The following is a 26,639-nucleotide window of genomic DNA, read 5'->3' as shown; positions in this document are numbered from 1 at the left end:
TCGGGCTTCGTCAAGCTGATGGAACTGTCTGCGTCACATCGCAACTTGCAGCTTCACCAATTTTGCTGAGGTCGTTCACTCCCAGGGGTTCAGGAAGGATTTAGGCGAAGAGGAGGACAGAGATGACAAGCACCACCGCACCTTCGCTGCCAGCGGCTCTGGTCACCGGGGGATCTCGTGGGATCGGGGCAGCGATTGCGCTGACACTTGGGGAACTGGGATATCACGTCTTCGTCAACTACGCCACGCGACCTGAGGCCGCTCAGACAGTTGTGGCGTCCATCGTGGCGAAAGGAGGATCTGCGGAAGCCATTCAGGCAGATGTCGGAAATGCCGCGGACCGAGAGAGGATGATCGCTTGTCTTGAAAACTACGGTCGCTGGGACGTGCTTGTCAATAATGCGGGGATCACCTCGGTGGGCAGAAAGGATATTTTGGAAGCCACCGAGGAGAGTTGGGACCGGGTCTTCGCCACCAATCTCAAAGGTCCGTTTTTCCTATCGCAGGCCGCCGGTCGCAAGATGATTGATTTCATTCGGGCAGGGAGACAGGAAAAAGGCTACATCATTAATATTTCTTCCGTTTCGGCGTTCGCCGTCTCCACAAATCGAGCGGACTACTGCCTGACCAAAGCCGCAATGCACATGATGACGCAGCTTTTCGCCCAGCGGCTCGCGGAGGAAAAAATCCAGGTCTTCGAGATCTGTCCCGGCGTTATCGAGAGCGATATGACGGCGCCCGTGAAAGAGAAATATGACCGGTTGATCGCCGAGGGGGCATGGCCCATTCGGCGATGGGGACGTCCCGAAGACGTCGCCCGGGCAGTCGCCGCCATTGTTCAGGATTATTTCCCCTTCAGCACCGGGGCCCGCTTTCTGGTGGACGGCGGGTTCCACATTCGAACCCTGTGACTGTTGGATCGCCTTAACGTCTGGTGGTGATACGGTCGGTCAAGTGCCGAAGCCGCCCGAGCGCCATCGCCATCACCAGCCCCGATATAAGTGCGACGCCGACGGACGGCTCCGGGACCACGCTCGCTGTGATTGTGATCCCATCGAACAGCCCCCACCATGTCATGAGACCAGTTTCTGTGGTGTCGTCCATGGCGCGTAACTCAAGCGTGTAGGTTCCAGCCGCGGGGGCCGTCCACGACCAAAATTGCCAATTGAGCAGGGATAGATCGTTTTTAAGCTGATCCACAGTCAAAGTCTTTGAAAAAAGTACAGTGGAATTCTGAAGAATACGGACCGCCGCGTAATCGCTGTCCGCATATGTGTAGGATGATAGATAGGCGTCAATCGCCATCCAACCCGATACAATGTCCCCTAAGGAAAGGACCACATTCTGCGTTAGGATAGTGTCTGTGGGAGGAACTTCATCACTTTTGATCATGAGTAAATAGTTGCCTTCTTTCGGAAGAATAGTCTTTGTCGGATCAGCCAGGGCCGTCCAACTCGTCACACGTTGGAGTGTGCCGCTATCGGCCAAACTCACACTCCAGTTGGGCGTCACCGAGAAGTCGCTCTCAAAACCACCGTTATAGATAATCCCCGCCAAAACACGCTGGCTTGCCAAACCCGCTCCGCAGAGCGCCAGCCATACACACAGGTGCTGAATCGCCGAAAAATCTCGACGTCTCATCACCACGTACCTCCTTGCGCAAAACTTATTGACCGAAGGAAACTACACTTGATGAATCAGCACAAACCCCCGTCGTGAAGCCACCGCTTGCTCACGAGGGAAACCGCCGGCATCTGTGCGTTCGCCGAGACTGGCTTGCCGCCTCGGTCATCCGCACGGGCCAAGCCTGGCTGCCAGTAACACCTGGACTTGAGATAAGCCCTGACACGTCCCGGAGACTGCTTGTCGGTCCCGCGGGACTTTTGCCCCGTCCATCAATTGACGAGATTACCCGCAAAGCCTATTGTATTCAGGTGCCCCTTTTTAAAGTTAAGGTGAAATGAATGGAAACAGTTCGCGGATTTCCTGTTCAGTCGGTTGTCGGCCATACTCACACACCTCGAACGCTTCCGCATAATTAATCGCTTTTCCTTTTTCCGGCCCATAGAGCTCGATGAGTCGGTCACGACATTTGTCGGCGATTTGCGCAAATCTTCGGCGGAAAGCCTCACGAACCTCTTCCCGCTTTTTTTGACGATCGGCCTCCGTCTGCGGGGCGGTCTCCAGCGATCCCAGCGCCCCGCCTTCAATAAACTGCGACTCAATGGCGAGCAAGGCATCCAGCTTTTGCTCAATGACGTCATCAATAGCCACGACAATATCAGGCCGAAAGGGATTGGGGCGTTGAAAATTATCGTACGAGTATAAAAACACGGGGTTTCTCTTAAGCGGAGGAACGTCGGGACAGAAAAAGGGAACCGCCACCATAAAGGCCGAGTCCTGCATCAGCACGCCCGTGTAGCGATGATCGGGATGATAATCATTTGGTCTGTGCCCGATCACGATATCTGCTTGCCACTGGCGAATGAGGCGAGTCATCGTTTTTCGGTTTTCCAGAGTGGGCAAAAGCTCGCCGTCGTGAATGTCCAATACTTCGGTTGTGATACCCAGGATTCTGGCGGCTTCCTGGACTTCCGCCGTTCGTCGCTGAGCCAGAGGACCGCCAGCCATCGCCCAATGCCCAATATCACCATTCGTCATGGAAACAAACTTCACCTGATGTCCGGCCTTTGCCCAAAGTGCCGCCACACCACCCGCCCGAATTTCACAGTCGTCCGGATGGGCCCCAAACACAATGATTCGAAGAGGTCGATTCTCGGCGGCACGAAGAGGACGCTGGCTGAGACACGCGATACCGAGTACGACGGCACAAATGACACTAATAAATCGGACCATCCCGAAATACCTCGCCAAGAATTGTTGGTTGAGCTTCATAATGCGGCTCCCGCCTCCACATGCTCAAGCACTCAAGGTCGCAACCAGATGGCGGTTTGGCCACCGAGCCAAAAAGGTGCCTGACCTGGCCACCATTATTGGCAATCCAGTGCTCAGAATCAAGCGAGAGCAATCCGGCATGGAGCGTATTGACAGTCATCGGGCACGGACTCGAAGATAGGAAAGTGAATTGCAAACCATGAACTCCCAGCGATAATCTGGCAACTTCTATGTCTCGGAGTCTCGACACATGGCGAAAAGATGGTCTGTTGTTTGTGTTGCGCTCGCGGTGGTTTTCAGTTCAGGGGCCATTGTCTGCCAGGGCGAGCCTCAGGCCGAACCCGCCCAGCCGAAAATGGGGATCAATCTTGCTGGCCCGGCCGACTGGAACACCGAACTGCCGTTTGTTGACGTCTTCAAACTTTCCCGCCCCTGGATCAGCCAGCAAAAAGGAAAGCCGTGGGGGCAGGGACCGCGCCTCGATCTCGACGAACACGGTTGGGTGCGGAGCCTGCAACCTGACTGCTGGGCGGAAACACTTATGTGCACGATCGACGGCGGGCATTATCCGTCCGGCAAATACACCGTTTTTTACGACGGAAAAGGGAAGATCGAGGTCGGTAACGCCGCACGAATTGTGGAAGAACATCCGGGACGACTGGTGATCGAGGTCGATTCAACCAAAGGAGCAATTTTTCTGCGAATCACTCAGACCGATCCGGCGGATTACGTTCGAAACATCCGGGTGATCATGCCAGGATTTGAAGAAGTCTATGAGAAAGAACCTTTTCATCCCGATTTCCTGAAACGCTGGGCAGGGGTGAGGTGTTTTCGTTTCATGGACTGGATGGAGACCAATGGCTCACGAATTGCGCGGTGGGAAGATCGGCCATTGTTAGAGGATGCCACATTCTGCGCAAAAGGCATCCCGCTCGAGCTTATGATCGACCTGTGCAACCGCCAAAAGGCGGACGCCTGGTTCTGTATGCCTCATCTGGCCGATGACGAGTATATTCGCAAATTCGCACAGCTTGTCAAAGATAGGCTGAACCCGGAATTGAAGGTCTATCTTGAATACTCCAACGAAGTCTGGAACGGGATGTTCGAACAGAGCCCATGGGCGGGAGAGCAGGGGATTCGCCTCGGCTTTGCGGAAAAGCCGTGGGAAGCGGCGTGGCGTTACACGGCCTGGCGATCGGTGCAAATCTTTCGCATTTGGGAGGAAGTGTTCGGTGGAAGAGATCGCTTGGTCCGGGTGCTTCCCAGTCAGGCGGCGAACCCTTACGTGTCTGAACAGATCCTGTCATTTCAGGATGCCTATCGACATGCCGACGTGCTGGCTATCGCACCATATATCAGCATGAATATCCACTCGTCTGGGAATGGCCCCACGGCGGAGGAAGTCGCCCAATGGTCATTGGACAAATTACTCGACCACGTAGAAAACCGAAGCCTCCCGCAGGCCATTGAATGGATGAAGCGACAGAAAGAGGTAGCTAATCGGTTTGGGGTCGGTCTTGTGGCCTACGAGGCAGGGCAGCATCTTGTGGCCGTCGGTGACGCCAACCGGAACGAAAAGCTCGTGGAACTGCTTAAATAGGCCAATCGCCATCCCCGAATGGGAAACATCTACGACAAGTATTTCCAGGCCTGGGAAGAGATTGGCGGTGGATTGTGCTGCCATTTTTCATCTGTGGGACGGTGGAGTCAGTGGGGAAGCTGGGGGCTCCTGGAGTATGCCGACGAATCACCCACGCAGTCGCCAAAATTCCAGGCATTCCAGCGGTGGCTCAAAAAATGGAATTCGCCGGTCCCCTGATAAAGGAGCAAAATCAAACGCAATTCAAAGCGAGAGCGCAACTACCAATTGGACATAATCTTCTCAGCCACTCGAAAAACGTGTCCGAGCACCAGGCGGTGTGCGGCGATCGATGGCGAACGGATATTTTGGGCGTGCCAGTCGGAAAGCAAAACTTCAGTGCGGCTGATGTCACCTTGAAATGAGCCAGTTTAATTCCAATCTTTCCACTTCCGGCCAATCGCACCTGCCGCCAGCCGTGATATTTCAGCATCCCGGCCGGGTTTGGCAACTGGCCCTCTCCAATGCTTGGAAGGTTCTTCAACAAGTTGGACAAGTCTGGCAACCTTTACCGCGCATTCTCGTCGCTTCCACGACCGACAAGATCGAGTCGATCTTGAGAAGCCGACCAGCGAGCTTCGCCATCCTCTCTGCGAAAAGCCCACATTACCAAGCTTGCCTTCGGAGACTCCCGGATTGGAGGACCGAGTTTCGGTTGGCGACTTTCTGCGTGATCCATAGCCCGGGCATCAACCTTTCTCCTCCCCTTTGGGAGTTAGGAGTACGGTGCGTTATCCAGTCCACCTGGGAGATGGAAATCCTCGCGCTATGGCTGGCCTGGCACCTGCGGCGTCTGGACGAGCCGCCCAGTGAATGGCTGCAAGGACTGTGGGATCGCCTCCCCTGGCCACAATGGAGCGGAAAAGAACCCGTGTCCAGATAGAGCATGTTTCCCACCGTCGGCTTGAACCCCCTTATTGTGCCGGCACGTGCTTGCTCATGACGGTAGAATGGAGAGAATGTTGACCATACTGTGCTTGCCAATACTCGCACCTCCGACGAGTTCACCAAAATTGCAAATTGCGGCGATTGCCGTGAGCTTCACTTTTAACGAGGCCGATGTATCTTGCCCGACAGTGAAAAGTGGGCTCAGAATTCGGATAAGCGCACGCTGATGACAAAAAAGGAGCCAACCCACCCATGAGTGACGCCGTTCTGACACGTGAAAACATCCTCAAGGTTCTGGACCAGTTTCTTGACCCAGAACTCGGTCGAAGTGTCGTCAATCTGGACCAGGTGCAGGATATTAAGATTGCGCCCGGCCGGGTGACCATTCAACTCGGGTTGACAACCTTCTGTGCCCCATTATGGGACGAACTCGCCCAGGAAGTCCGCGATTTGGTCCGCAAAAATCTGGACTCAGCCGTGGAAGTGGAAGTAAAGATTTCCGAGTTTCCGCGGGCAGCGGAAAAGCTCGGCCAGATCGGTCTAAAAGCCAAATACGTCGTGGCAGTAGGATCGGGGAAGGGTGGTGTGGGAAAAAGCACCGTGGCTGCAGTCCTGGCGCTCGGTCTCACCCGGGCGGGCTGTAAAGTCGGCCTGATGGACGCGGATGTTTACGGCCCGAGCATTCCGCACCTCCTGGGAACCGAGGAGAGACCTACCCTTTATGAAGGAAAAATCGTCCCCATTGTTGTCCATGGGATGCGGGTGATGTCGATGGGCTTCATTGTGCCCCGGGAAGAGGCGGTCATCTGGCGTGGTCCGATGCTCCATCAGGCCGTCCAACAATTTCTCCGAGATACCGACTGGGAAGACCTGGACTACCTCATTGTCGACATGCCACCGGGTACCGGCGACGTGGCGCTGAGCCTTTCCCAGCTTCTTCCCGTCTCCGGGGCGGTGGTTGTGTGCACTCCGCAGGAGCTGGCGCTCCTCGATGCGGTCAAAGCCATCGCGATGTTCCGCAAAGTGAATATCGAGCTTTTAGGGATCGTGGAAAACATGAGCTACTTTGTCTGCCCGAATTGCGGAACCAGGCACGACATCTTTAGCTCGGGTGGGGCGAAAAAGAAGGCTCAAGAGCTCAAGGTACCATTCCTTGGCGAAATACCGCTTAATATGGCAATCCGTGTTCGCGGGGACGAAGGAAAACTTGTTGACTGCTTTGAAGACCCCGTTCTTCAGCCATGCCTGAGTGCCCTGTGCAAAAACCTTGTGCGTCAAATCGTGGAAAAGCGTCGGGCATCGCCGCCCCTTCCTTCGCTCTCGATACTGTGATGTCTCTCAGGTACTCCGTGCATTCAACACCTTGAAAGAGCCTGCGGGACCTTCTGAGCGGTCCTGGTCTGCACCTGCAGCCGTGATCGCGAGGCAGCAACCAGGCAAACGCTGGGGCCTACGCACCATGGAACCTCGAACTCGCGGCTATGACCGTCCGTGAAGAGTGGGGCACCGTGGCGATCAAAATTGCGGTCATTCGTACGCTTCAATGTCGCCCCAGTCGTCCTCCACGTCTCCCTCGTCGACGGGAATGTCGTCACGTTCGTCCAGAGCGGGAACCGCCACTTTGCCGGGCTTACTTTCCCGTTTGCGCAAAAAGATTCGCACCGGCACCTCCGGATAGGGAAGCTCTTCCTGGAGGGCATTGACGAGGTAGCGGCGGTAGGCGTTGGAGAATGCCTCTGGCTCATTGCAAAACATGACAATGGTGGGCGGCTGAACTCCCACCTGAGTGGCAAAGTATATCTTTGGTCTTTTTGTCCCGGACAACGGCGGCGGATGCCGCTTGAGAATGTCCTGAAGTGCTCGATTCAGTTGCCCGGTCCCCACTCTTATCTGGGCCTGCTTGTGGAGAGATTGGGCGAGGTTGATAAGCCGTTTAACGTTCTTTCCCGTCTTTGCAGTAATGAAGGCGATCGGCACATAAGACATGTTGCCAAAGGTACTGCGGAGCAAATTGACCCACGACTCTGTTGGCGTTTTGTTCGCCAGGAGATCCCACTTATTGACCACAAAGACGCACGGTTTCGTGTGTTCCGCAATGTATTTGGCGAGCTGCTTGTCCACCCGGGCAATATCCTGGGTGGCGTCGAAAAACAGGAGCACGACGTCGGCCCGGCGGATACTCTCCTGCGCCCGACAGACCCCGTAAAAATCAACATTTTCACGAATGCTTTTACGCCGCATCAGCCCGGGCGTGTCAATCGCCACAAAAACCTGCCCGTCCAGCTCGAACCGGACGTCAACACTGTCCCGTGTCGTGCCCGGGATTTCGCTGACAATCATCCGCTCCTGCCGGGCGAGAGTGTTGATAAAGGTGCTTTTCCCCACGTTTCTTCGACCGACGACAGCCACTTTCATGACGGGCTCCGGCACGTCCTCGGACGCCGAAGACGGCAGCAGGCGGAAAATCTCCCCAAGCAACTCTTCCTTTCCACGATGCTGCTCGCAACTGACGGTTACCAGCGGCCAGCCCAGCCTGGAAAACTCTTGAGCTACGACATCCCATTTGGGAGCATCGGCCTTGTTCGCCACACAAATCGTCGGACGCACCAGAGTGCGAAGGCGGCGGGAAATCTCCTCGTCCATGGGCGTCAGCCCCGCCCGCGTGTCCACCACGAACAAGATGAGCGTGGCCTCATGAAGGGCAATGTCAATCTGCCGCGCCACATGCTCTTCCAGTTCGGCTGCGTCCACGATTCCGATACCGCCTGTGTCCACGAACTCTAACCAACGATCATCGATCCGCGCCAGAGCCGTGACACGGTCCCGGGTTACACCTGCCCGTGCGTCAACAACGGCCACCCGCCGCCCCACCAACCAGTTGAGAAGGCTCGACTTGCCCACATTCGGTCGACCGACAATGACTACTTTAGGAATAGGCATGACGTCTTGTATCTCCAAATACCTTTAAACACGTGATCCACAGTTCACTTTGGTAGTTTTATGGCGTCTTCCAGCCACGGATGCCAACAAATGACCACCACAACCGTGTCAGAAGTTCTACGTAGTGTCCCTGCTTCTTATGAATTGTAAGGGAATTAGTCAAAAATGCGACGGTAAAGCGGGACGAAAAGCATCACAGTCGGTTCCCAGTGGTCAGACTACCTGCGCGGCCACCGCAACTGCCAAAAAACTGAAAGCCGTGCAGTCCGACTTGCCTCGGGTACAACAGCACGTCCGCCCGCAGCGTCTGTGACGTGGTTACTTACCAGGTTGTCCCGCCACGTGAAGCCCCCATTCCCCCGCCGGGATCTAACGGCGCACAGCATATTCCCGCGGTGCGGACCTGGTCTGAGCAATTTCGATCGCCTTGAGGAGTCCCCTGGCCTTGTTGAGCGTTTCTTGCCATTCACGGCGGGGATCACTGTCCGCCACAATCCCTGCACCGGCTTGGATGTATGCCTTGTCGCCCTGGACCACGATGGTCCGAAGCGTGATACAGGTGTCCATGTTTCCGCTGAAATCAAAGTACCCCACCGCACCTGCATATGGCCCCCGTTTGTGGGGCTCGATCTCGTCGATGATTTCCATCGCTCGGACTTTTGGCGCTCCCGACACGGTGCCGGCGGGCAGGCACGCCTGAAGGGCGTCAAAGGCCGTGCGACCGGGTGCCAGCTCTCCAGTAACATTGGACGTGATATGCATCACATGGCTGTACCGCTCAATGGTCATAACGTCGGTCAACTTAATCGAGCCGAATCGACACACCCGCCCAAGGTCATTTCTCCCCAAATCCACGAGCATGACATGCTCCGCGCGCTCTTTCGGATCGGCCAGCAACTCTTCCGCGAGCCGTCGATCTTCTTCCTCCGATTTACCCCGCGGGCGAGTCCCCGCCAGCGGCCGAGTCGTCACCTGACGACCTACCACCCGCACCAGGATTTCCGGGGAGCTCCCGACCAGTGTGACGCTCGGACTCCGCACATAGAACATGAACGGGCTGGGGTTGATAACCCGCAGTGCCCGATATACCTCAAACGGGTGAGCTTGCAGGTCGACCTCCAGCCGCTGACTGATGACCACCTGGAAAATGTCGCCCGCTTCAATGTAGCGAATACACTTCCGAACCGCCTCCTCGAATTGCTCCTGGGTGAAATTGGATCGGTAGTTGAGCGTCGGCTCCCCTTCAATCGGAATGTCGAAAGGCTCGAGGTCCGCTGGTGTATTTCGCAAACGATCAACGATTTCGTCGATTCGTCGGCACGCATCGTCGTAGGCGTCAGCGAAGCTCCAACCGGGATGGCGGACATGTGCCAGCGCCACCACAATGAGGGCTTTGGTGACGTTGTCGAAAATCACCATCCTGTCATAGAAACCGAAGGACAGATCCGGAATGTTGCGATCGTCCGGCGGCACGTTCGGCAGACGCTCGTAATACCGAACAACGTCATAGCCCACGTAGCCCACGGCACCCCCACAAAATGGGGGAAGTTCGGGCAACATCCTTACTCGCAGGCTTTCCACGCGTTTACGGAGTTCCTCGATTGGGTTCTGGCAGACATACTGCCTCGTTTCCAGGAGAGGGGCCCCCGAGGCGGAAACGCCCGTGTACGAATTGACGATGACACGCCGGTCCCAGGCTTCAACTTCCAAAAAGGGGTGCGTGGCGAGGAAACTATACCGGCCGACCTTTTCACCCCCGGTAACGCTTTCGGCAAGGCACGCACACCGACCGGCATCCAATTTGTGGAAGGCCGAAACCGGCGTGAGAGAGTCACTCACCAGGCGGCGATAGACTGGAACAAGGTCAACCCCGTCGGCAAGCTCTGCGAATTTTGCAAACTCCGGGTAGTATCGCAGTGCGGACATGTCTCAACCCGTTTTTAGTATCTGGGCACGAACCGGCCAATTTCCTCTATTATGACGCCCACGAGTGTGTACTTCAGCCCCAGCAGGCGCTGATTCATCCCGACTTTTCTTCTGTCGCATGGATAGGGTGCCGATCATGCCGTTGACCTTGCACACGAGGTGAGATTCAGCACCGAGGAACCGCTCGTCACCTCCACATTTCGAGATTGGGACAAATGTTTCGGCAACCCGGCCCCCATCTGGCCGGTTAGGTTCTTGCTGAAGCATAGGGGCAATTCATGAATTGACCCTACCTCACGATTTACACATCGCTAAAAGAAACGACGAATCGGTAGCGGGCGGGGTTTATTGCGTGTTTACCACCACCATGGTTTATCCAAAAAAACGCGTCCACAGAACAGGCAACAAGACTATTTGGCCCAAAACGCCCGAAAACACGGAACCTTGAATCGCCATTGAAGCCGCCTAGCTGACCCCGACTGCACTCCTCCTGATAGACACCCAGTCGTAGGACAAGGCTCACAAAAGGCGATTGAGACGTAATCTCAGAAGGAAAGCGGGAGCGCAATTCCGGCAGGGGAAGCACGCAACATTGCCCACCCAACCCGAATGGGGAAGGTACTCCCCGGAGACGAGCCAAAAGGAAACAACAGCGCGGTCTTTGTCAGCACTACTGGGCAGACGCCGTCAGCGAGGCCTTCAAGCTGTTCACTTTAGCCGCCAGACGTGCTTTTGTTCTTGCCGCGGCATTGGGGTGGATGATGCGTTTGACGCCTGCGCGATCCAGGAGCTTATAGGCTTTCCGCAGTTCCTCTTCCGCCCGGGCCAAGTCACCTGCCGCCACCGCTTCCCGCACTTTTCGGCACTGGGTCCGGGTGGCACGTTTGATGGCCCGGTTATGAAGCCGCCGTTTGATATTCTGCCGAAGACGTTTTTTTGCGCTTTTTGTGTTGGGCATATCCTTCAGAGCACCCAAAAGCCGTTCTGGAGACGAATTACCCCGTGGACCTCCATACCTTAATGCTTAAGTCGTCGAAAACATCATTATCAAAACTATTCTTCATCTTGTCCAGGGGGCAGTTCGACTTCCACCGCCTCTTCCTCCGCCGTTGCGGCTCCCCGCTGAGCTTCCAGCCGCTTGGCAATCTTATCCAGAAGCTCTCCGACATTCCGGTAAGAGTAATCCATCGCCGCCAACGCGCTCGCATGCTGTTCGGCCTTCCGATAGTCTTTCAGACGATAGGCCAGCACGGCGGCGGAGTAAAGAGCCCGTTTCTTGTTTTCGGCGTCCCGGTCGGAAATCTCCTGGACAGCGTCCTCAAAGTGCTTCATGGCCAAGCGATGCTGCCCGATTTTCTCAAAACACTGGCCCAGGTTGAGAAGGCACACGCCCTTCCGCCGTGGATCTGTCTGGGCGATCTGGTACTGTTTGATCGCCTCTTCATACATTTCATTAAGCTGGTAACGGACCCCCAGCTCGAAACGGAATGCCAGATTGTTCGGAAACCGTTCCACGCGATCCTTGTACACTTCGAGCTCTTTTGACCAGAGAGCCTTCTGGGCAGCCACCATCTTCTGCTTCGTTTGGTCCGACGGATTGCTGCGGTATTCTTTTTCCGCCTCCGCCAGGGCTTGACGGAGTCGACGAAGCTGGAGGTCCTCAAGCTTTTCTTTCGCGGCCACGTCTTTTGTGATTTCGTATGCCTTGGCCATCAACTGCTCAGCCCTGGCATACTCGCCGTCGCGGACATAAATTTCGGCCAATTCATAATAAAGCGGCAAATTCGTCGGTTGCCGCTTGATTTCCATTTCCAGCCGATCTCGACGGCTCAAAGCATCCGGCGTCCGCACCTCGCCACCGGCTGCTTCAATCCGACGCCGGGATTCCCCAGTCTCGTCGTATCCTCCCACTTCGATCGTTTTTCGAACCGTCAGGTCGGCAATGGCCTTGGGAGCCTCTGGATCGTTCGGCTTGAGCTGCTCCACCTTGTGCCACATGGCGATGGCCTGGTCATAGAGCTTGAGCTCGGCCAAGGTCCGGGCACAGCGGCGGCACATTTCCACATCCTTGGGGTTGGCATCGAGCGCTTGCTTGAGATAGACGAGTTGTGCCTCGTGGTAGCCGCACTGTTCGCATGCCTGGGACAGCGCCGTAAGCACACCGGTGTCCCACGGATTGATCTTGAGCGCCTCGGCGCCAATCCGAAACACGTTCACCCAGTCTTTACTGTGAACGGCTTTTTTTAATGCCGCCTTGAGAGGAGCCAGCTTGAAAAATCCCAAAGCCTGGCCGCGCTTGTTATTATTGAACTTCTTCTTAAGATTGCTTAAGAAGGCCTGAACATAGAGAGCGTTACCCGGCTCTCCTACTATGCACTCAGTGTAAACGTCGGCGGCGTAGTCGAAATTCTCCTGAGCCGCAATGCGGTTGCCGTACTCAAAGCATTCTTTGAGTCGCTTTCGCTTGGCCGGGCTTGGTTCCGGCGGCACATTACCGACAGCCTGTGCAGGAGTTTCGGATGCCATTTTGGCCTCGACGAGGAACAGGAAATTTTTCACTCCCCCGGCGGTTTGATCCCGCCCGATAACCACTTCTTTCCATATTTTGCCTATTACCATTTTAGCCACAACAGTTCCAAACTCAACAGAGCAAACCGTGGCCGATTCGGGGGCCTCGATGCAATGACTGACCAGGATAAACAAAAGGATGTGCCAAACGCTGGGCTAGGCACCGTTTATCTCGTTGGTGCCGGGCCAGGTGACCCCCGGCTGATCACTTTGTGGGGTATCCAGTGCCTTCAGAAAGCGGATGTCGTCATTTACGATTACCTGGTCAATCCTGCGCTTCTCGAGTATGCCCCGAAGCACGCGCGGCGGATCCCCCTCGGTCACCACAGTCAGGGCCGGGTTCTCTCCCAGGAGGAAATTAACGACTTGATCCTCGCAGCGGCACGCAACGCTCAGACGGTGGTACGGTTGAAAGGGGGGGATCCGCTTATTTTCGGGCGATTCGCTGAAGAGGCCTCCTTCCTGCGGCGGCAGGGCATCCCGACCGTCATCATTCCGGGGATCACCGCGGCCCTGGCGGCCGCCTCGCTAGCGGAAATACCCCTGACGCACGCGGATCAGGCTTCTGCCGTGGCCTTTGTCGCGGGGAATGAACACAGTTACAAAGGTGAAAGCCACCTGGACTACCAAGCTCTGGCGCGGTTTCCCGGCACGCTGATCTATTACATGGGGGTCCGCTCTGCCGGGGAATGGACGCGACAACTCATCGCTCACGGCAAATCGGCCACCACTCCTGTGGTGCTGGTGCGGCGCTGTGGATGGCCCGATCAAAAGGTTTACAAGACGACTCTTGGCGACCTTCCACAGCTCATCGCCAACGCTCAAATCAAACCGCCGGCTGTCATCATCGTGGGCGAAACGGCACGTGAAGCTCCAACCGACGCGTGGTATGTGCGCCAGCCACTGTTCGGGCAATGTGTGCTGGTCACGCGGGCTGAAGAGCAAGCCACCGAATTGCGGGACTTGTTGGAATCCCTTGGCGCCCATGTCGTCATTCATCCAGTCATCGAGATCCTCCCAGTGTTCGACTGGCGGCCCTTGGATGAAGCCATTTCCTCTCTGGAGTCCTATCAGTGGATCGTTTTCACAAGCGGAAACGGGGTACGTTTTTTCATGGAACGGCTGTTTCATCTGGGTGCGGACGCCCGGCGGCTGAGAGGCGTGCAACTTGCGGTTATTGGTCCGGGAACAGCAGCCACATTGCGGCAGTTCGGCCTGCGTGCGGACCTCGTTCCCGGTCAGTTTTGCGCGGAAAAGCTGGCAGAGGAGCTGAATCGCCTTCCAACCCGGGGAAGAATCCTGCTTGTTCGGGCAAGCCGGGGCAGGCCGGTGTTACTGGACGAACTGCGAAAGGGCGGCTGGGATGTTAATCAGGTCACTGCCTACGAAAGCCGCGATGTCACCATAATTTCACAGGAAGTCGAGCGTCTCCTCACGGAGGGTCGCATTCATTGGGTGACCGCAACAAGTCCCTCCATCGCCACGGCGGCGGTTCGTCTCTTCGGCAATTACCTACCACGCGTTCGGATTGCCAGCATCAGTCCAATCACCTCGGCTGTCCTCCGTGAGCACGGTTTTGAACCGGCCGCGGAAGCGCAGACTTACACCATCCCCGGGGTAGTGGACGCAATCGTCGAGGCGGTGAGGCGAGAACGTGACGCCCAGCGCCGAAACATCGACAATTCCTCTTGAAACCGATCGTCCACATAACGTGCATTTTTGTCGTTTTTCTTGTGGAAAGACGAATGGCGGAAACAGAACGTTCGATCGACAGAAGACGGGAGTGAATCCTCAAGCAAGAGGCGAGAATAGAAGGCCGAAGATCGAGTCAGGGGATTTCTCGAAAAGTAAGAAAGCCGGCGACTCCCAAGAGCACCGAAGCCACGATAAAACCGATGTCCATGACGACACTCACGCGGCCAAAAGGGATTCCGAGGGCCAGGTCGAGACCAAACAGGAGGATTAATAGGGCACTTCCGACCATTCCGAAGATGCAGAGGCCTTTACCCATTGATGTACGTCCTCAAGGTGCTCGTCCCGTAAGGTGCCTCACCTCAACTCATCCGAACTGGGCAAATGCGTTGTCTCGAGACACTTCCCTATAAGAAAGAGCGTCGCCTCTTGAATGGACCTCTTTCTCACCTCGCCGAATCCCTCACAGGAGCCAGAAAGTGGCCTATTATAGCTGCGTCGAAAAAAATCTACCACACGAAGATCATCCCGGCCCATGGCGGCCAAAAATGCAAGCCGTCCCGGGGCTTACCCCATTCCGGGTGACACGAATACATTCTCCAGTTTAATTAGAGTCCCTCTATTCACAAGCGCGAACCACACCGCGGGCTGTGCTCACGCCAGAGGCCGAACCACAGAAGTGCTGCGCAGATAGTCGAAAAACGTCTGTTCGGAGAGCACGCCGCCGCCCAGTCCGCTCTTTTTTATCCCAGCGTAAGGCACTCCGTGAGGGAAGAGGTTATGGGCATTGATCCAGCTATTGGCAGCCTCCATGGCCTCGGCCACGCGACGAGCTCTTTCCAGATCGGCTGTCCATACGCTATTGGCCAGACCGTAGTCCGTGTCGTTCGCTTTGGCAATGGCATCCTGCTCGTCCTCGAAGGAAGTCAGGTAAGCCACCGGGCCAAAAATCTCCTCCTGAGCTGCAACGTTTTTGAGCGACCCAGCCAGCAAAGCTGGCTTGACGTAGAACCCCTTCTTACCTGGCACTTCCGCTTCACCCCCCTCAAGAATCACCTCAGCCCCCTCTTGCCGCCCACGCTCGATATAGGAAAGGATTCGCTTTTTCTGCTTTTCGTTGACTACCGGTCCGATATCCACCCGGGGCTCCAACTCATGACCGATCTTCAAAGACCGCAGCCGCTCCAGCGCCTGCTCCACAAATTTGTCATAGATCGATTTCTGAATGATCCATCGCGTGGCTGTACAACAGACCTGCCCACAATGGAACGTGACAGCTCGTACCAGTTGTTCCACGGTGTCGGATAGATCCACGTCGTCGAACACGACGGCGGCTCCTTTGCCGCCCAATTCCAGCTTTACCGGAACCAGGTTTCGGCCACAGGCCTCGGCAACCAATCGGCCCACTTCTGGCGATCCCGTGAAGGACATTCGCCTTAAACCGGGATGCCGAGCTAACGCCGCCCCGGTGATTTCACCAATGCCGGGAATTACATTGATCACGCCGTCGGGAATACCGGCTTCCTTCGCCAGATGAGCCACAAACAGCGTGGACAATGGTGTGTCCTCCGCTGGTTTGATGACAACCGTGTTCCCAGCAGCCAAAGCCGGCGCGATTCCCCAACCCACGAGCAAAATGGGAAAATTCCACGGAAAAATGAACCCGCAGGGCCCCCATGGAGCGCGATAGGAGTACGCCTCATACCGCGGCACCGCCAGAGTAGCGCGGCGCTCGATATGGAGCGACATCTCGATGAAGTAACGCATTGTGTCAATAAAATTCTGGACATCCGCCTCAGCCTGGCGATAAATCTTTCCGCAATCGAGGGACTCGATCTGGGCAAGCACCCGCTTCCGCTTCTCCACCGCTTCGACCCACCGATGAAGCAACGCACCCCGCTCGTGGGCGGTCATTGTAGGCCAGCCGCTCTCGCGGAACGCCTTCCATGCAGCGTTGACGGCCTGGTCTACCTCTTCTGGTTGCATATTATCGACCTCGGCCAACACCTCACCCGTCCCGGGATCGCGGGTCACGAAGGTTTCTCCCTTCTGGGAGAAAACCTCTTTGCCACCGATCACTCCGCCAAAGCGCTTCTTTTCGAGAAACTCTCGAACTTCCGGCAAGAGATCGAATTCCGCAATGGCCATGAGCCAGTCCTCCGTCACAAAATTTCAACCCAACAAGCCTCGCAGAAGAGAGGTTGCCCCAAAGGTCTCCAACCGATGGTTCGTCCACAATATAACAAAGTTCATTCGACAAAACGAGTCGGCTGCCAGAGATTGGGCATAAGCAACGTGCCGAACCGTGCCAATCTGCCCGTTAGCAGGGTTAAGCCAGCCTCTGATCCTGGTTTCCTTATTCAGTGACACGTGGCGGGAACGGCTGCACCCAAAGATCTGCCCAAAGCCTCCGCGACTTTTCGGCAAAGTTCCATGGTAGCCTCAAACTGCTCGAACGTAAGAGACTGAAAGCCGTCGCTGAGAGCCGTTTCGGGCCGTGGGTGCACTTCGATGATGAGGCCGTCCGCCCCGGCAGCAACCGCCGCCGCGGCCATCTGGGGCACCAGCGCGCTGTGTCCTGTACCGTGACTGGGATCCACAATGACGGGAAGATGTGTTCTCTGATGAAGCCAAACCACCGTTGCCAAAGAAAGAGTGTATCGTGTGTGCGACTCGAATGTGCGGATTCCCCGTTCGCAGAGAATCACATTGTGATTGCCTGTGTTCAGAATGTATTCCGCCGCCAGCAAAAGCTCCTCCGCGGTAGCTGCCGGACCGCGTTTGAGAAGAACCGGCTTGCCTGCGTAGCCGGCCTCCTCCAGAAGCCGGTAATTTTGCATGTTGCGGGCCCCGATTTGCAGAATGTCCGCGTATTGAGCCACCACCGGAACATCGGCGGGGGTGATCACTTCTGTCACAATCGGCAGGCCGGTTTCTTCCCGAGCTAAAGCGAGTATTTTAAGGCCGTCTTCCTTAAGCCCCTGAAAACTGTAGGGGCTCGTCCGCGGTTTGAAGGCGCCACCCCGAAGTGCCGTGGCTCCCGCAGCTTTAACCGCCCGCGCCGTGGACACAGTCTGCTCTTCACTTTCCACAGAGCATGGCCCCGCAATCACGCCAATGTGCAAATTTCCGGCAATGAATGGCCCCACACGGACCACCGTACGTTCGGGTTTGACCTCCAAACTGGCCACCTTGTAGGGTGCCAGAATCGGAATCACCTCGGCAACACCGGGACAGCTTTCCAGCGACGCACGGTGCTCGTCCCGCTTGTCGCCTATCGCCGCTATGACGGTGCGTTCTGTCCCGTGAATGACATGGGGACGTAGTCCCAGCGATTGCACGCGCTCCACGACGTAATTGATTTCCCGTTCTGTTGCTCCCCTCTGCATGACCACAATCATGAATCGATCTCCTTTCGCACTTCACGGGCTCGCCAAGTCAATCACTGTTGGACCAGAGTTACCATTTCAAACAAAAAACCCTGGTAACCTTTTTTGGTTGCCAGGGCTGGGGTTGTCTTCGGTTAGGGTTCGAACCGTTTATGGACCTCCACCGGCCCCGCAACCAGGCGGGCTAAAGTAAAACCGGTAGTAGGACCACAGTCGATTCATAGGACGTACCAACACAGAGCGTTTCGAAATCCACTCATATCTTAAGATCGTACCACTTACTTTGCAAGTGGAGAGAAAAGTCAGTAACCCCCACTATTCCTCGGCTGAGGGGGACGCGAAATGTCCATATCGGCTCGGGGAGTATGCTTCAACTTGGGAGGGGCGAGCCTGTCAGGTCCGCTTACGAACGTTGGATCATGCATGGCGTCGCGGTGGACACGACAAAGGGACCCGCCCAACAACTTCGCCGAAATGCTTACTTGTCAGGTCCACATTCCAAGATTTTCATCGTTTATTTCAGCGACCGGGCTCCAACCGCCGGGTTCAGGTTGTCATTAACGGTAGGGGCAATTCATGAATTGCCCCTCCAACACCTCGCGCCCGCGGAATCTCACAGTTTTTACATGCGTGGGGATGGTTCAGCCGCCAACCAATCTGGACCTCAGAATTGTTTACCGCAGACGTCAGGATTCCCATATCTCGGGCCGAGCGCGATTTTGCTGTGGATCTCTTTCGGTACTGCTCAACCTGGTCTCGGTGGCGCCCACTATTTCACAACGCCCCTTTGCCCTGTTCTCTATAATTCCACAAGTCAGTGCAAAGACCTAAAGGGGATTGTCGGACCGAGGTGGCGGGCAGTCCCCACGAAATTCGTGAATCGAAGAATTCATTGGCCGACGTTCTCTCAGGAAGTTGTCGACGCTCGTGCCGCTCAAGAGGTTGTTTGAACCTAAAGTAGATCAGCCAGCAACCCACAGTAAAGTTTCTCGAAGTGAGCCGGAGGACAATCAATGGCCGATTGGCTTGAAGCGGGAGTGGAAGCCCCTGATTTCACGCTGCCCTCTGATACAGGTGAAACAATTCATCTGAAAAGCCTTCGCGGTCGCCCGGTGGTGCTCTATTTCTATCCAAAAGACGACACACCAGGATGCACCCGTGAAGCCTGCGCATTCAGGGACCTTAAAGCGGAAATGGAAAAGCTCGGAGCGGTCGTGTTAGGGGTGAGCACGGATGACCTCGACAGCCACAGAAAGTTTCGTCAGAAATACAACTTGAACTTCCCCCTGCTTTCGGACACCGACCACAAGGTGGCCGAAATGTTCGGGGCCTGGCGAGAGAAGGTACGCTTCGGCAAGAAATCCATGGGGATTCAGCGCTCCACATTTCTCATCGACGCTAACGGAATCATCCGGAAAGTGTGGAAGAACGTCAAAGTTGACGGGCATGATGAACAGGTCCTTAGCGCTCTCCGCGAGCTGGTTGGGGGATGAGAACCCCGTGGAAGTGCCCCACTCTTCGGTGATGAAAGAATTTCTTTCAAAATTTGGGGTACTTAAAATATGCACAGTTTGCGGGCAATCAGAAAGAATGTGAGGTGTCGCTCTATGTCTCAGCTCAGATTCTCGATGAAAGTAGCATGGATCAACGTCGCAGTTTACAGCGCTTGCTTCTTGGCAGTGATGGGGTGCCAGCAGGCTCCGCAGGAGGAGGTTGTGATCCGTCCGGAGAAAACGGTGGTGGTTCAACCCACGGGGACGAGCACTCCCCGGCAGCCGACCTCGAACGAAAGCGGGCTAATGGCGTCTCAGAAGGAAAACGTCGAATCGCCCGCCACGCAGCCGGAACAACCCGAGGGTAATGCCGGGGAAATTGTTCTGGCGGGAAAATACCGGCTCACAGTTCCGCAAGGATGGCAGCGGCGGACACCGGCGATTTCGATGATTGAGTATGAATTCTCCGTGCCGGCGGTGACAGGCGATCCGCGGGATGGTCGCGTCACTTTCATGGCTGCCGGCGGATCCGTAGAGGCCAACATCCAAAGATGGATCAACCAGTTTGAACATCCTCAAGGCCAGCCGGCGTCGAATCATGTAAAACAGGAAACGCTGGAAATCGCCGGAACACGCGTACACTTCGTCGATATAACGGGAACCTACATGGAAAGTTCCGGCCCCATGATGGGAAATGCAGTCCCGCGTGAAAACTACCGCATGCTGGGGGCCGTGATCGAATCGCAGGACGGCCTAAGCTACTTCATCAAGTTCTACGGTCCCGAAAAAACAGTGGCCGCGAATGCGGAGGCGTTCCGAAAAATGATCGAATCTCTCCACCGGTGAGGCCTACTCGAAGCGATCGCAAGTGGTGGCCGTGAGATTTATGAACAAGCCCGCGACCAGTCGCGGCGCCGTTGCCAACTTTTTCCCGATCTGAGAATTCCGCGCCGTACCCCGAGCCGAAACGGCTCTTCCGAACAAAAAAAATGCCCCACGTCGGGGGCAGACAACGGTCCACCAGTGAAAGGTTACACCAAACCAAAGAGCGGGAGACGGGATTCGAACCCGCGACCCCCAGCTTGGGAAGCTAGCGCTCTACCCCTGAGCTACTCCCGCATGTGCATCTTCGATTATCAATGTATCGGTTCCCCATGCCCGTGTCAACTACGAGTTTCGTAAGGAAGTTGTCGCTCGTCGCACGATTGGAGTCCCGAGCAAGACGCGGGCATCGCCGTTCAGCCATGGAATTTCCGCGGGGTATTTTTCTGGAACGGCTACTTTACTTGTCTAAAGGAGAAAATTAACCTATCGGCAGTGTGCGGCACGGGGCCGCGCAATGTGGTGCACCATCCTGTTATCGCATCGGGAAGGAGGTCTTTATGAAAAGGCTGTGGATTCTGTTGCTCGGAGCATGTTTGTTGGCAGTCACTTCCGCAGTGCTCGCGTTCGAAGCAGCCACGGCAGAGAAATCCGGTCAGACCGCTGCCGCGAAGGAAGAAGAACCAAAGTTTATTCGTACTCCCGACGTCATCTACGTCCCCACCCCGTATGAAGTTGTGGAGAAGATGCTCGAGGTGGCTCAGGTCAAAAAGGGTGACGTGGTCTATGACCTTGGTTGCGGCGATGGCCGTATCGTCGTCACGGCAGCCAAGAAATACGGCGTCCGGGCGGTGGGGTTCGACATCGATCCTGAACGCATCAAGGAAGCCCGGGAAAATGTCCGCAAAAACGGAGTGGAGGATCTCGTGCGGATCGAACAAAAGGACATTTTCACTCTCGATCTGAGTGAGGCGACGGTGGTGACCCTTTACCTGCTTCCGCAATTGAATGTGAAGCTGATCCCACAATTGGAAAAACTCAAACCCGGTAGCCGAATCGTCTCACATGACTTTGACATGGATGGAGTCATTCCTGATAAGGTGATCCACTTTAAGCCAAAAGGCCAGCGTGAACACACGATCTATTTGTGGACCACACCGCTCAAAAAGGAGAAGAACTAAAAGGTTGCCGGGGCTGCCAACCGATCTCCGCACGCCGGAAACCGGCCTTAATCGTTTCAGAGCGGGATGATTCATTCCGGTTTTTAAAGCCGGAAGGATTCGCCCTCTGTAGGTGGAGAGTTGGTCGGCACCGTCGTTACCACCCCAGCACTTCTGGGACTTGTTGTCTCGAAACCGGAAGTAGTGCTACTTCCCTGTGGCAAAGAAGTACTTCGGGGAATGTAGGTTTTTGTGCTGCCCGGCCGATACTCTCCGGAGTTGGACGGAGCAGGCACCGAGGCACCTGTTCCGGCCGGGGCTCCCGGAACCCCGTTATTCTGTACTGCATAAGGTGGCGTATAAGGTGGAATGCCGGGCGGCTGGTATCCGGTCTGGCCCGGCTGGTAGGAAATGTTGCCTGGCGGATTAGGGGTCTGTCCGGGCACGTAGCCCGTGTCACCCGGAACGTAGCCGGTCGCCCCTAACGGGCTGTTTCCACCGCCGGCAGACAGGTTGGCGTCCGCATTTGCCGTTTGCGGAGCTTGACGATACATTTGCGCATAACGATCGCCCACCAGTTCGCTCCAATCGTTCTGTGGAGCCAGGGCGTTACCCGGCAGAGCTGAGCTCGAACCTGACGACAGCCCCTGTGAGGTGGTTTTTGTGGCTGAGGTCGGCTGCTGCGACATCAGTCCGGTATTGGAACCGGTGGGCAGCGCCGGAGAGGATGCCGTGTCGTAACTCACGGGGAGGCCGCCGCTGTACCCCGAAACAGGTGAACTGGAGGCTGGCGTCGCAAGTCCTACGGGGCTTCTTGTCGGCATCCCGGCCGTGTTTTGGGAAGTCGGATATCCGCCCGCAGTTCCGCCCAAGTCAACGGTGCTGGTGTCTGATGCGACAGCCGCGCCGACCGGTTGCGCTTGCACCGTCTGATTCTGATTGCGGGTAAACGCGTTGGGATCGTACCGATTCACCGGGGAGTAAGGCGAGGAACTTTGCCCGGGATTGCTGGACAACTGCCCGGAAGCCTGCTGTAAAGATGAAGAATTCAAAGCGTTCTGGCTACTCGTTGGGCTGGAATAGACTCGCGGAGTGGTGCTGGGATACAGAGGTCCACCCTGCGTTGGTGCGCTGGCAAGGCTCGCCCCTTGCTTATCGCCGGGCACTGCGCTTGGTGTTGCAAAGGCCGACGGCTTTTGCGGATAGGGCTCGGCAGTCTGAGCTTTCTTGAATGGGTTGATACTAGCGAGCGACCACTGGGATCCCGTCTTATTGGCAGCACATCCACCGCCGACAGAAAAGCAGACGATAAGGACCCCCGCCAAACCGTATCTTGCCGCTAGGGCCATGGTATTCCCCTCCGTGGGAAACTTGAGAAATCCAGCCAGCGCTACAACTTTTCTGGGCGAGGAACAGACTCCACGCCGTCCCGGAATTCTGGCCGACCGCAATTGTGATTCTTGAAACCTGCATCGGCTGATTCGGCCAGAAAATGTGTCACCTACGGAAGATCCGTCACGGTTACTTTCATTTGCGTATTTTTCCTAATGTGCGACTCGAGCGTTTTGGGTAAAAACTTTCGCCACGAGCGGCACCGGGGACACTCGTTATCTACCTTTTTCTGTGCGGTCGCTCAAGCCCAAAAATTTTTCGATGTCCCCACTTTTTGCCACGCTCTCTTGGCGGCCAGACGCGCAGCGTATGGTAGGACAAATCATGAAATCATGAGTTGTCCCTGAGTTTGAACGGGAAGCAAACCAAGCGGTTTGGCTCGGCTGTTGTGAAACTGTCCAACTTTGGAATATGAACCTGACCACTAGGTCACTCGCGGATACCTCATCCCCGGGCAACGGCGTCTCGTGATCCGCTGCCCTGTCTAGCGAAGCTCAAAACTGGATGACTCAGCTTCCCCCCTCATTCACCACGTTACTGTTTTGTGTACAATGGGTATCCTTTCCCGTAAAATGTAGGCTCTTTTTGACGAATTTACGAATCCTATGATTATTGGCGTACTGAGAGAGCGGTTTCCCGGGGAGAAAAGGGTCGCCGTTGTCCCTGCGAATGTCCCTGGCCTGGTAAAAGCGGGCCACACCGTGCGTGTGGAAAGCGGAGCCGGGGAACGGGCTGGATTCCCTGACAGCGAATATTCTGCGAGAGGTGCAACCATAACATCCCTGGCGGAGGTCCTCGAGGCCGAGGTGCTGCTTGGTGTCCGATGGGATATTCCGCCCGAGGTCCGAGACGAAATACTCGCGGGGATCCGGCCCGGTCAGATTCTCATCGGTGCCTGGGATCCGCTGAGCAAAAAAGGGGATTTACTGCCGTGGGTAGAAAAAGGAGCGACGATCTTCGCGCTCGAGTTGCTCCCACGCATCACGCGGGCACAGAGCATGGACATCCTCTCATCCATGGCCACTCTCGCCGGATATCGGGCTGTGCTTCTCGCCGCGCTGACGCTTCCCAAGATTTTCCCGATGCTCATGACGGCGGCTGGCACACTGACGCCCGCCAAGGTGTTCGTGGTGGGGGCAGGGGTAGCGGGACTTCAGGCGATCGCGACGGCGAAGCGGCTTGGCGCTGCGGTGTCCGCGTATGACGTTCGCCCTGCTGTCAAAGAGCAGGTTCAAAGCCTCGGCGCCAAATTTGTGGAATTGGAGTTGCCAACTCAGGCAGCCGAGGATCAACGCGGGTATGCGAAAGAACTTGGTGAAGAAGTGTACCGCCGCCAACGTGAACTAATGACTCAGGTGGTGGCCCAGAGCGACGTGGTGATCACGACGGCCTCGGTGCCCGGTAGGCGAGCTCCCGTCTTGATCACCCGCGAGATGGTTGCTGGCATGCAGCCCGGTTCTGTCATCGTGGATTTAGCGGCTGAGCGAGGGGGGAATTGTGAACTGACCCGGCCGGGAGAAACCGTGGTGGAGCACGGAGTTACCATTCTCGGCCCCGTGAATCTCCCGGCAGAAATACCGCACCATGCCAGCCAGATGTATTCCAAAAACATCACGACCTTTTTCCTGTATGTATGCAAGAATGGCCAGATCGCCCTTGACTCTGAAGACGAGATTATTCGGGATACTTTGGTAGCTCGGGGCGGCCAGGTGGTCCACGCAATGTTGAGGGAACCTGCCGGGCAGCCGTCGCAATGAAAAGCCTCGGCACACCAATCGAGTTAAAGCTTCAACACGCAGCGCAGTCATCCAACTTATTCAACAAATAAGAGTTGGGGCAAGAAAACTTGGAAATTTGGTCCAGTTCTCAATCGCATCGGGCAAAAAGGAATCCCAAACGGTTGGCCTGCACACGAAGCATTAAGGCGAGACCCTACTGCGAAAGTTAACCGGTCGGCAAAAGGGTTTTATTTATGGAAAGTTTGCTTCTTTTGGCTAACGAAATCGCTGAGCAGACGGCAGCGCGGAGCCACTCCGACCTGCCCTTCGTCATGGCACTCACAATCTTCGTGCTGGCTATCTTTGTGGGGTTCGAAATTATCACAAAGGTTCCACCAACCCTGCACACGCCGTTGATGTCCGGATCGAATGCGATTTCCGGCATCACGATTGTGGGGGCCATCATTGCGGCCGGAGCCGGGCATTCGACACTGGCCACCATTCTGGGAACCCTGGCGGTCATCCTTGCAACAATCAACGTGGTTGGCGGTTTCCTGGTCACGGACCGAATGCTTCAAATGTTTAAACGCAAATCGTAATTCCCCAGGGACGTCGACGGACGGTATTTCCACGGAGCGCCCCAGCACATTCAATTCGGTGTAAACAAAGCGTTCGGTATCCGCCACAATCCCGGACTAAGTCGGAAGTAGACTGAAGGAAAGGTGAGACGGACGTGATTCCCGAGAGTGTGATTGTTCTGGCCTATCTATTAGCCTCGGTCCTGTTTATTCTGGGCATTAAAGGTCTCACCCACCCCCGAACCGCAGTCCGCGGAAATCTAACGGGGGCCCTGGGGATGCTCATTGCTGTTCTCGCCACGCTCTTTCATAGCGGAATCATCGAGTATCACTGGATTATTTTGGGACTGATCGTGGGGAGTGTCATGGGGGCCGTGCTGGCGCTCAAAGTGCGCATGACCGCCATGCCGCAAATGGTGGCCCTTCTTAATGGTTTCGGTGGGGCAGCTTCTGTCCTAGTAGCTGCCGCGGAGCTGATTCGGACTCCTCCCCCACCCGTCAGCGACATTGCCATTGCCACATTTGCCTCGGCAATTATTGGGGCTGTAACCTTCTGGGGAAGTCTTCTGGCCTTCGCGAAACTGCAGGAATACAAGGCGTTTCGAGAGCCGATTCGATATCCACTTCTCCAGCCGATCAACGCCGTTCTGGGCATACTGGCCCTGGGAGCGAGTGTGTTGGGGGTCCTCGATCCATCCGCCCCAGGGTGGTACTGGGTGGTGGTGGCCTTATCCTCGGTATTGGGCTTAACGTTGGTGAATCCGATTGGTGGTGCCGATATGCCTGTTGTCATCGCCCTCCTGAACTCCTACAGCGGACTGGCAGCGGCGGCAACCGGATTCGTTTTGGGAAACGCCGTGCTGATCATCTCGGGTTCGCTTGTCGGGGCGTCTGGCATCATCCTCACTAATATCATGTGCAAAGCGATGAACCGCTCGATGTTCAACGTCTTGTTCGGCGTACTTCAGGAAGGTGAGCAGGCTGCCAAGGCGGACGAGGTCTATCGGACGGTGAAATCCGCCACAGCCGAAGAAATTGCCATGCTCTTCGATACCGCGCGCCGTGTTGTGATCGTTCCTGGCTACGGGATGGCTGTGGCCCAAGCTCAGCACGCGGTTCGGGACCTCTATCACTTGCTCGAATCGCGAGGGATCGAGGTTCTGTTCGGTATTCATCCGGTAGCGGGTCGCATGCCCGGACATATGAACGTTTTGTTGGCGGAAGTCGAAATACCTTACGACAAGCTCAAAGAATTGGACGAGATCAACGCCATCCTTAACGAAACCGATGTGGCGATCGTCCTGGGGGCTAACGACGTTGTCAATCCCCTTGCCAAGACAGATCCCAAAAGCCCCATTGCAGGCATGCCGATTATCGAAGTGGACAAAGCGAAAACCGTAGTGGTGATCAAGCGGAGCCTTAGCCCTGGCTTCGCAAACATCCCCAATCCTCTGTTTGCCGCTCCCAATACACTAATGTTTTTCGCGGATGGCAAGCGTGCGGTGCTCGACCTGGTTGCCGCCATCAAGGAAAGCTGAC

The 26,639-nt window shown here is 55.9% G+C and carries 22 protein-coding genes and 1 tRNA gene; 12 read left to right on the top strand and 11 right to left on the bottom strand.

Features of this window, described 5'->3' with window-relative positions:
- Nucleotides 1–122: 122 nt before the first annotated feature.
- Nucleotides 123–911 (top strand): 3-ketoacyl-ACP reductase, encoded by a 789-nt coding sequence (locus THTE_RS08605; RefSeq protein ID WP_095415047.1) that lies wholly within the window; start codon nucleotides 123–125, stop codon nucleotides 909–911.
- A gap of 13 nt (nucleotides 912–924) precedes the next feature.
- Here THTE_RS08605 and THTE_RS08600 read toward each other — a convergent pair whose 3' ends face one another.
- Together THTE_RS08600 and THTE_RS08595 are read right to left on the bottom strand one after the other, a co-directional pair.
- Entirely contained in the window at nucleotides 925–1,641 is a 717-nt protein-coding gene (locus THTE_RS08600) for a hypothetical protein (RefSeq protein ID WP_095415046.1), read from the bottom strand.
- 309 nt (nucleotides 1,642–1,950) lie between these two features.
- On the bottom strand, nucleotides 1,951–2,895 hold the full coding sequence (locus THTE_RS08595) for a PIG-L deacetylase family protein (protein WP_207651811.1): 945 nt from the start codon (nucleotides 2,893–2,895) through the stop codon (nucleotides 1,951–1,953).
- Between the two features lie 250 nt (nucleotides 2,896–3,145).
- On the opposite strand from THTE_RS08595, the gene THTE_RS08585 reads away from it, so the two are divergent.
- From THTE_RS08585 to THTE_RS08565, 4 genes are all read left to right on the top strand, one after another.
- Nucleotides 3,146–4,495: a hypothetical protein gene (locus THTE_RS08585; RefSeq protein ID WP_095415044.1), complete on the top strand. Its 1,350-nt coding sequence runs from the start codon at nucleotides 3,146–3,148 to the stop codon at nucleotides 4,493–4,495.
- 18 nt (nucleotides 4,496–4,513) lie between these two features.
- Nucleotides 4,514–4,714 (top strand): hypothetical protein, encoded by a 201-nt coding sequence (locus THTE_RS08580; protein WP_095415043.1) that lies wholly within the window; start codon nucleotides 4,514–4,516, stop codon nucleotides 4,712–4,714.
- 475 nt (nucleotides 4,715–5,189) lie between these two features.
- A complete protein-coding gene (locus THTE_RS17945; protein ID WP_157731954.1) occupies nucleotides 5,190–5,417 on the top strand; it encodes a hypothetical protein in 228 nt (75 codons plus the stop codon).
- Nucleotides 5,418–5,674: 257 nt separating this feature from the next.
- Nucleotides 5,675–6,754, top strand: a complete 1,080-nt coding sequence (locus THTE_RS08565) for an Mrp/NBP35 family ATP-binding protein (RefSeq protein WP_095415040.1) — start codon at nucleotides 5,675–5,677, stop codon at nucleotides 6,752–6,754.
- A 195-nt stretch (nucleotides 6,755–6,949) separates the two neighbouring features.
- Here the strand turns inward: THTE_RS08565 and der are convergent, their stop codons facing one another.
- From der to THTE_RS08545, 4 genes are all read right to left on the bottom strand, one after another.
- Nucleotides 6,950–8,362, bottom strand: coding sequence for a ribosome biogenesis GTPase Der (der, locus tag THTE_RS08560; protein ID WP_095415039.1), 1,413 nt, complete (start codon nucleotides 8,360–8,362; stop codon nucleotides 6,950–6,952).
- Between the two features lie 369 nt (nucleotides 8,363–8,731).
- Nucleotides 8,732–10,288 (bottom strand): anthranilate synthase component I, encoded by a 1,557-nt coding sequence (gene trpE, locus THTE_RS08555; RefSeq protein WP_095415038.1) that lies wholly within the window; start codon nucleotides 10,286–10,288, stop codon nucleotides 8,732–8,734.
- Nucleotides 10,289–10,958: 670 nt separating this feature from the next.
- Nucleotides 10,959–11,246, bottom strand: a complete 288-nt coding sequence (gene rpsT / locus THTE_RS08550) for a 30S ribosomal protein S20 (RefSeq protein ID WP_095415037.1) — start codon at nucleotides 11,244–11,246, stop codon at nucleotides 10,959–10,961.
- A gap of 95 nt (nucleotides 11,247–11,341) precedes the next feature.
- Nucleotides 11,342–12,814 (bottom strand): tetratricopeptide repeat protein, encoded by a 1,473-nt coding sequence (locus tag THTE_RS08545; protein WP_168175817.1) that lies wholly within the window; start codon nucleotides 12,812–12,814, stop codon nucleotides 11,342–11,344.
- A 156-nt stretch (nucleotides 12,815–12,970) separates the two neighbouring features.
- On the opposite strand from THTE_RS08545, the gene cobA reads away from it, so the two are divergent.
- Nucleotides 12,971–14,548, top strand: a complete 1,578-nt coding sequence (gene cobA / locus THTE_RS08540) for a uroporphyrinogen-III C-methyltransferase (RefSeq protein ID WP_095415035.1) — start codon at nucleotides 12,971–12,973, stop codon at nucleotides 14,546–14,548.
- Nucleotides 14,549–14,684: 136 nt separating this feature from the next.
- On the opposite strand, the gene THTE_RS08535 is transcribed toward cobA, so the two are convergent.
- The 3 genes from THTE_RS08535 to aroF all read right to left on the bottom strand — a co-directional run bounded on the left by THTE_RS08535 (nucleotide 14,685) and on the right by aroF (nucleotide 17,949).
- Nucleotides 14,685–14,867, bottom strand: a complete 183-nt coding sequence (locus THTE_RS08535) for a hypothetical protein (protein ID WP_095415034.1) — start codon at nucleotides 14,865–14,867, stop codon at nucleotides 14,685–14,687.
- Between the two features lie 335 nt (nucleotides 14,868–15,202).
- Entirely contained in the window at nucleotides 15,203–16,696 is a 1,494-nt protein-coding gene (locus tag THTE_RS08530; protein WP_095415033.1) for an aldehyde dehydrogenase family protein, read from the bottom strand.
- Nucleotides 16,697–16,908: 212 nt separating this feature from the next.
- Nucleotides 16,909–17,949, bottom strand: a complete 1,041-nt coding sequence (gene aroF / locus THTE_RS08525) for a 3-deoxy-7-phosphoheptulonate synthase (RefSeq protein WP_095415032.1) — start codon at nucleotides 17,947–17,949, stop codon at nucleotides 16,909–16,911.
- A 1,001-nt stretch (nucleotides 17,950–18,950) separates the two neighbouring features.
- Between aroF and bcp the strand changes: the two genes are divergently transcribed.
- Entirely contained in the window at nucleotides 18,951–19,430 is a 480-nt protein-coding gene (bcp, locus tag THTE_RS08520; protein WP_095415031.1) for a thioredoxin-dependent thiol peroxidase, read from the top strand.
- 114 nt (nucleotides 19,431–19,544) lie between these two features.
- The gene (locus tag THTE_RS08515) at nucleotides 19,545–20,276 is read left to right on the top strand and encodes a hypothetical protein (protein WP_095415030.1); all 732 of its coding nucleotides are present in this window, start codon (nucleotides 19,545–19,547) and stop codon (nucleotides 20,274–20,276) included.
- Nucleotides 20,277–20,477: 201 nt separating this feature from the next.
- Here the strand turns inward: THTE_RS08515 and THTE_RS08510 are convergent.
- Nucleotides 20,478–20,549 (bottom strand) — tRNA-Gly (locus THTE_RS08510).
- Between the two features lie 263 nt (nucleotides 20,550–20,812).
- Between THTE_RS08510 and THTE_RS08505 the strand changes: the two genes are divergently transcribed.
- A complete protein-coding gene (locus THTE_RS08505; RefSeq protein WP_095415029.1) occupies nucleotides 20,813–21,433 on the top strand; it encodes an SAM-dependent methyltransferase in 621 nt (206 codons plus the stop codon).
- A gap of 83 nt (nucleotides 21,434–21,516) precedes the next feature.
- Here THTE_RS08505 and THTE_RS08500 read toward each other — a convergent pair whose 3' ends face one another.
- A complete protein-coding gene (locus THTE_RS08500; protein WP_095415028.1) occupies nucleotides 21,517–22,761 on the bottom strand; it encodes a hypothetical protein in 1,245 nt (414 codons plus the stop codon).
- Nucleotides 22,762–23,409: 648 nt separating this feature from the next.
- On the opposite strand from THTE_RS08500, the gene THTE_RS08495 reads away from it, so the two are divergent.
- The 3 genes from THTE_RS08495 (at nucleotide 23,410) to THTE_RS08485 (ending at nucleotide 26,638) form a co-directional block, all read left to right on the top strand.
- Entirely contained in the window at nucleotides 23,410–24,561 is a 1,152-nt protein-coding gene (locus THTE_RS08495; protein WP_095415027.1) for a Re/Si-specific NAD(P)(+) transhydrogenase subunit alpha, read from the top strand.
- Between the two features lie 215 nt (nucleotides 24,562–24,776).
- A complete protein-coding gene (locus tag THTE_RS08490) occupies nucleotides 24,777–25,121 on the top strand; it encodes an NAD(P) transhydrogenase subunit alpha part 2 (protein WP_168175816.1) in 345 nt (114 codons plus the stop codon).
- Nucleotides 25,122–25,255: 134 nt separating this feature from the next.
- Complete coding sequence (locus THTE_RS08485) at nucleotides 25,256–26,638, top strand: NAD(P)(+) transhydrogenase (Re/Si-specific) subunit beta (RefSeq protein WP_095415026.1); 1,383 nt, start codon at nucleotides 25,256–25,258, stop codon at nucleotides 26,636–26,638.
- The last annotated feature ends 1 nt before the right edge of the window (nucleotide 26,639 follow it).

The organism is Thermogutta terrifontis (genome assembly GCF_002277955.1).
GTDB classification, from domain to species: Bacteria; Planctomycetota; Planctomycetia; order Pirellulales; family Thermoguttaceae; genus Thermogutta; species Thermogutta terrifontis.
This window is presented reverse-complemented; position numbering and strand designations above follow the sequence as displayed.

Bases quoted from the DNA above. Each gene is read 5' to 3' on its own strand.
- THTE_RS08605 (WP_095415047.1), top strand. From the start codon at position 123: ATGACAAGCACCACCGCACCTTCGCTGCCAGCGGCTCTGGTCACCGGG.
- THTE_RS08600 (WP_095415046.1), bottom strand. From the start codon at position 1,641: ATGAGACGTCGAGATTTTTCGGCGATTCAGCACCTGTGTGTATGGCTG.
- THTE_RS08595 (WP_207651811.1), bottom strand. From the start codon at position 2,895: ATGAAGCTCAACCAACAATTCTTGGCGAGGTATTTCGGGATGGTCCGA.
- THTE_RS08585 (WP_095415044.1), top strand. From the start codon at position 3,146: ATGGCGAAAAGATGGTCTGTTGTTTGTGTTGCGCTCGCGGTGGTTTTC.
- THTE_RS08580 (WP_095415043.1), top strand. From the start codon at position 4,514: ATGGGAAACATCTACGACAAGTATTTCCAGGCCTGGGAAGAGATTGGC.
- THTE_RS08565 (WP_095415040.1), top strand. From the start codon at position 5,675: ATGAGTGACGCCGTTCTGACACGTGAAAACATCCTCAAGGTTCTGGAC.
- der (WP_095415039.1), bottom strand. From the start codon at position 8,362: ATGCCTATTCCTAAAGTAGTCATTGTCGGTCGACCGAATGTGGGCAAG.
- trpE (WP_095415038.1), bottom strand. From the start codon at position 10,288: ATGTCCGCACTGCGATACTACCCGGAGTTTGCAAAATTCGCAGAGCTT.
- rpsT (WP_095415037.1), bottom strand. From the start codon at position 11,246: ATGCCCAACACAAAAAGCGCAAAAAAACGTCTTCGGCAGAATATCAAA.
- THTE_RS08545 (WP_168175817.1), bottom strand. From the start codon at position 12,814: ATGGCATCCGAAACTCCTGCACAGGCTGTCGGTAATGTGCCGCCGGAA.
- cobA (WP_095415035.1), top strand. From the start codon at position 12,971: ATGACTGACCAGGATAAACAAAAGGATGTGCCAAACGCTGGGCTAGGC.
- THTE_RS08535 (WP_095415034.1), bottom strand. From the start codon at position 14,867: ATGGGTAAAGGCCTCTGCATCTTCGGAATGGTCGGAAGTGCCCTATTA.
- THTE_RS08530 (WP_095415033.1), bottom strand. From the start codon at position 16,696: ATGGCCATTGCGGAATTCGATCTCTTGCCGGAAGTTCGAGAGTTTCTC.
- aroF (WP_095415032.1), bottom strand. From the start codon at position 17,949: ATGATTGTGGTCATGCAGAGGGGAGCAACAGAACGGGAAATCAATTAC.
- bcp (WP_095415031.1), top strand. From the start codon at position 18,951: ATGGCCGATTGGCTTGAAGCGGGAGTGGAAGCCCCTGATTTCACGCTG.
- THTE_RS08515 (WP_095415030.1), top strand. From the start codon at position 19,545: ATGTCTCAGCTCAGATTCTCGATGAAAGTAGCATGGATCAACGTCGCA.
- THTE_RS08505 (WP_095415029.1), top strand. From the start codon at position 20,813: ATGAAAAGGCTGTGGATTCTGTTGCTCGGAGCATGTTTGTTGGCAGTC.
- THTE_RS08500 (WP_095415028.1), bottom strand. From the start codon at position 22,761: ATGGCCCTAGCGGCAAGATACGGTTTGGCGGGGGTCCTTATCGTCTGC.
- THTE_RS08495 (WP_095415027.1), top strand. From the start codon at position 23,410: ATGATTATTGGCGTACTGAGAGAGCGGTTTCCCGGGGAGAAAAGGGTC.
- THTE_RS08490 (WP_168175816.1), top strand. From the start codon at position 24,777: ATGGAAAGTTTGCTTCTTTTGGCTAACGAAATCGCTGAGCAGACGGCA.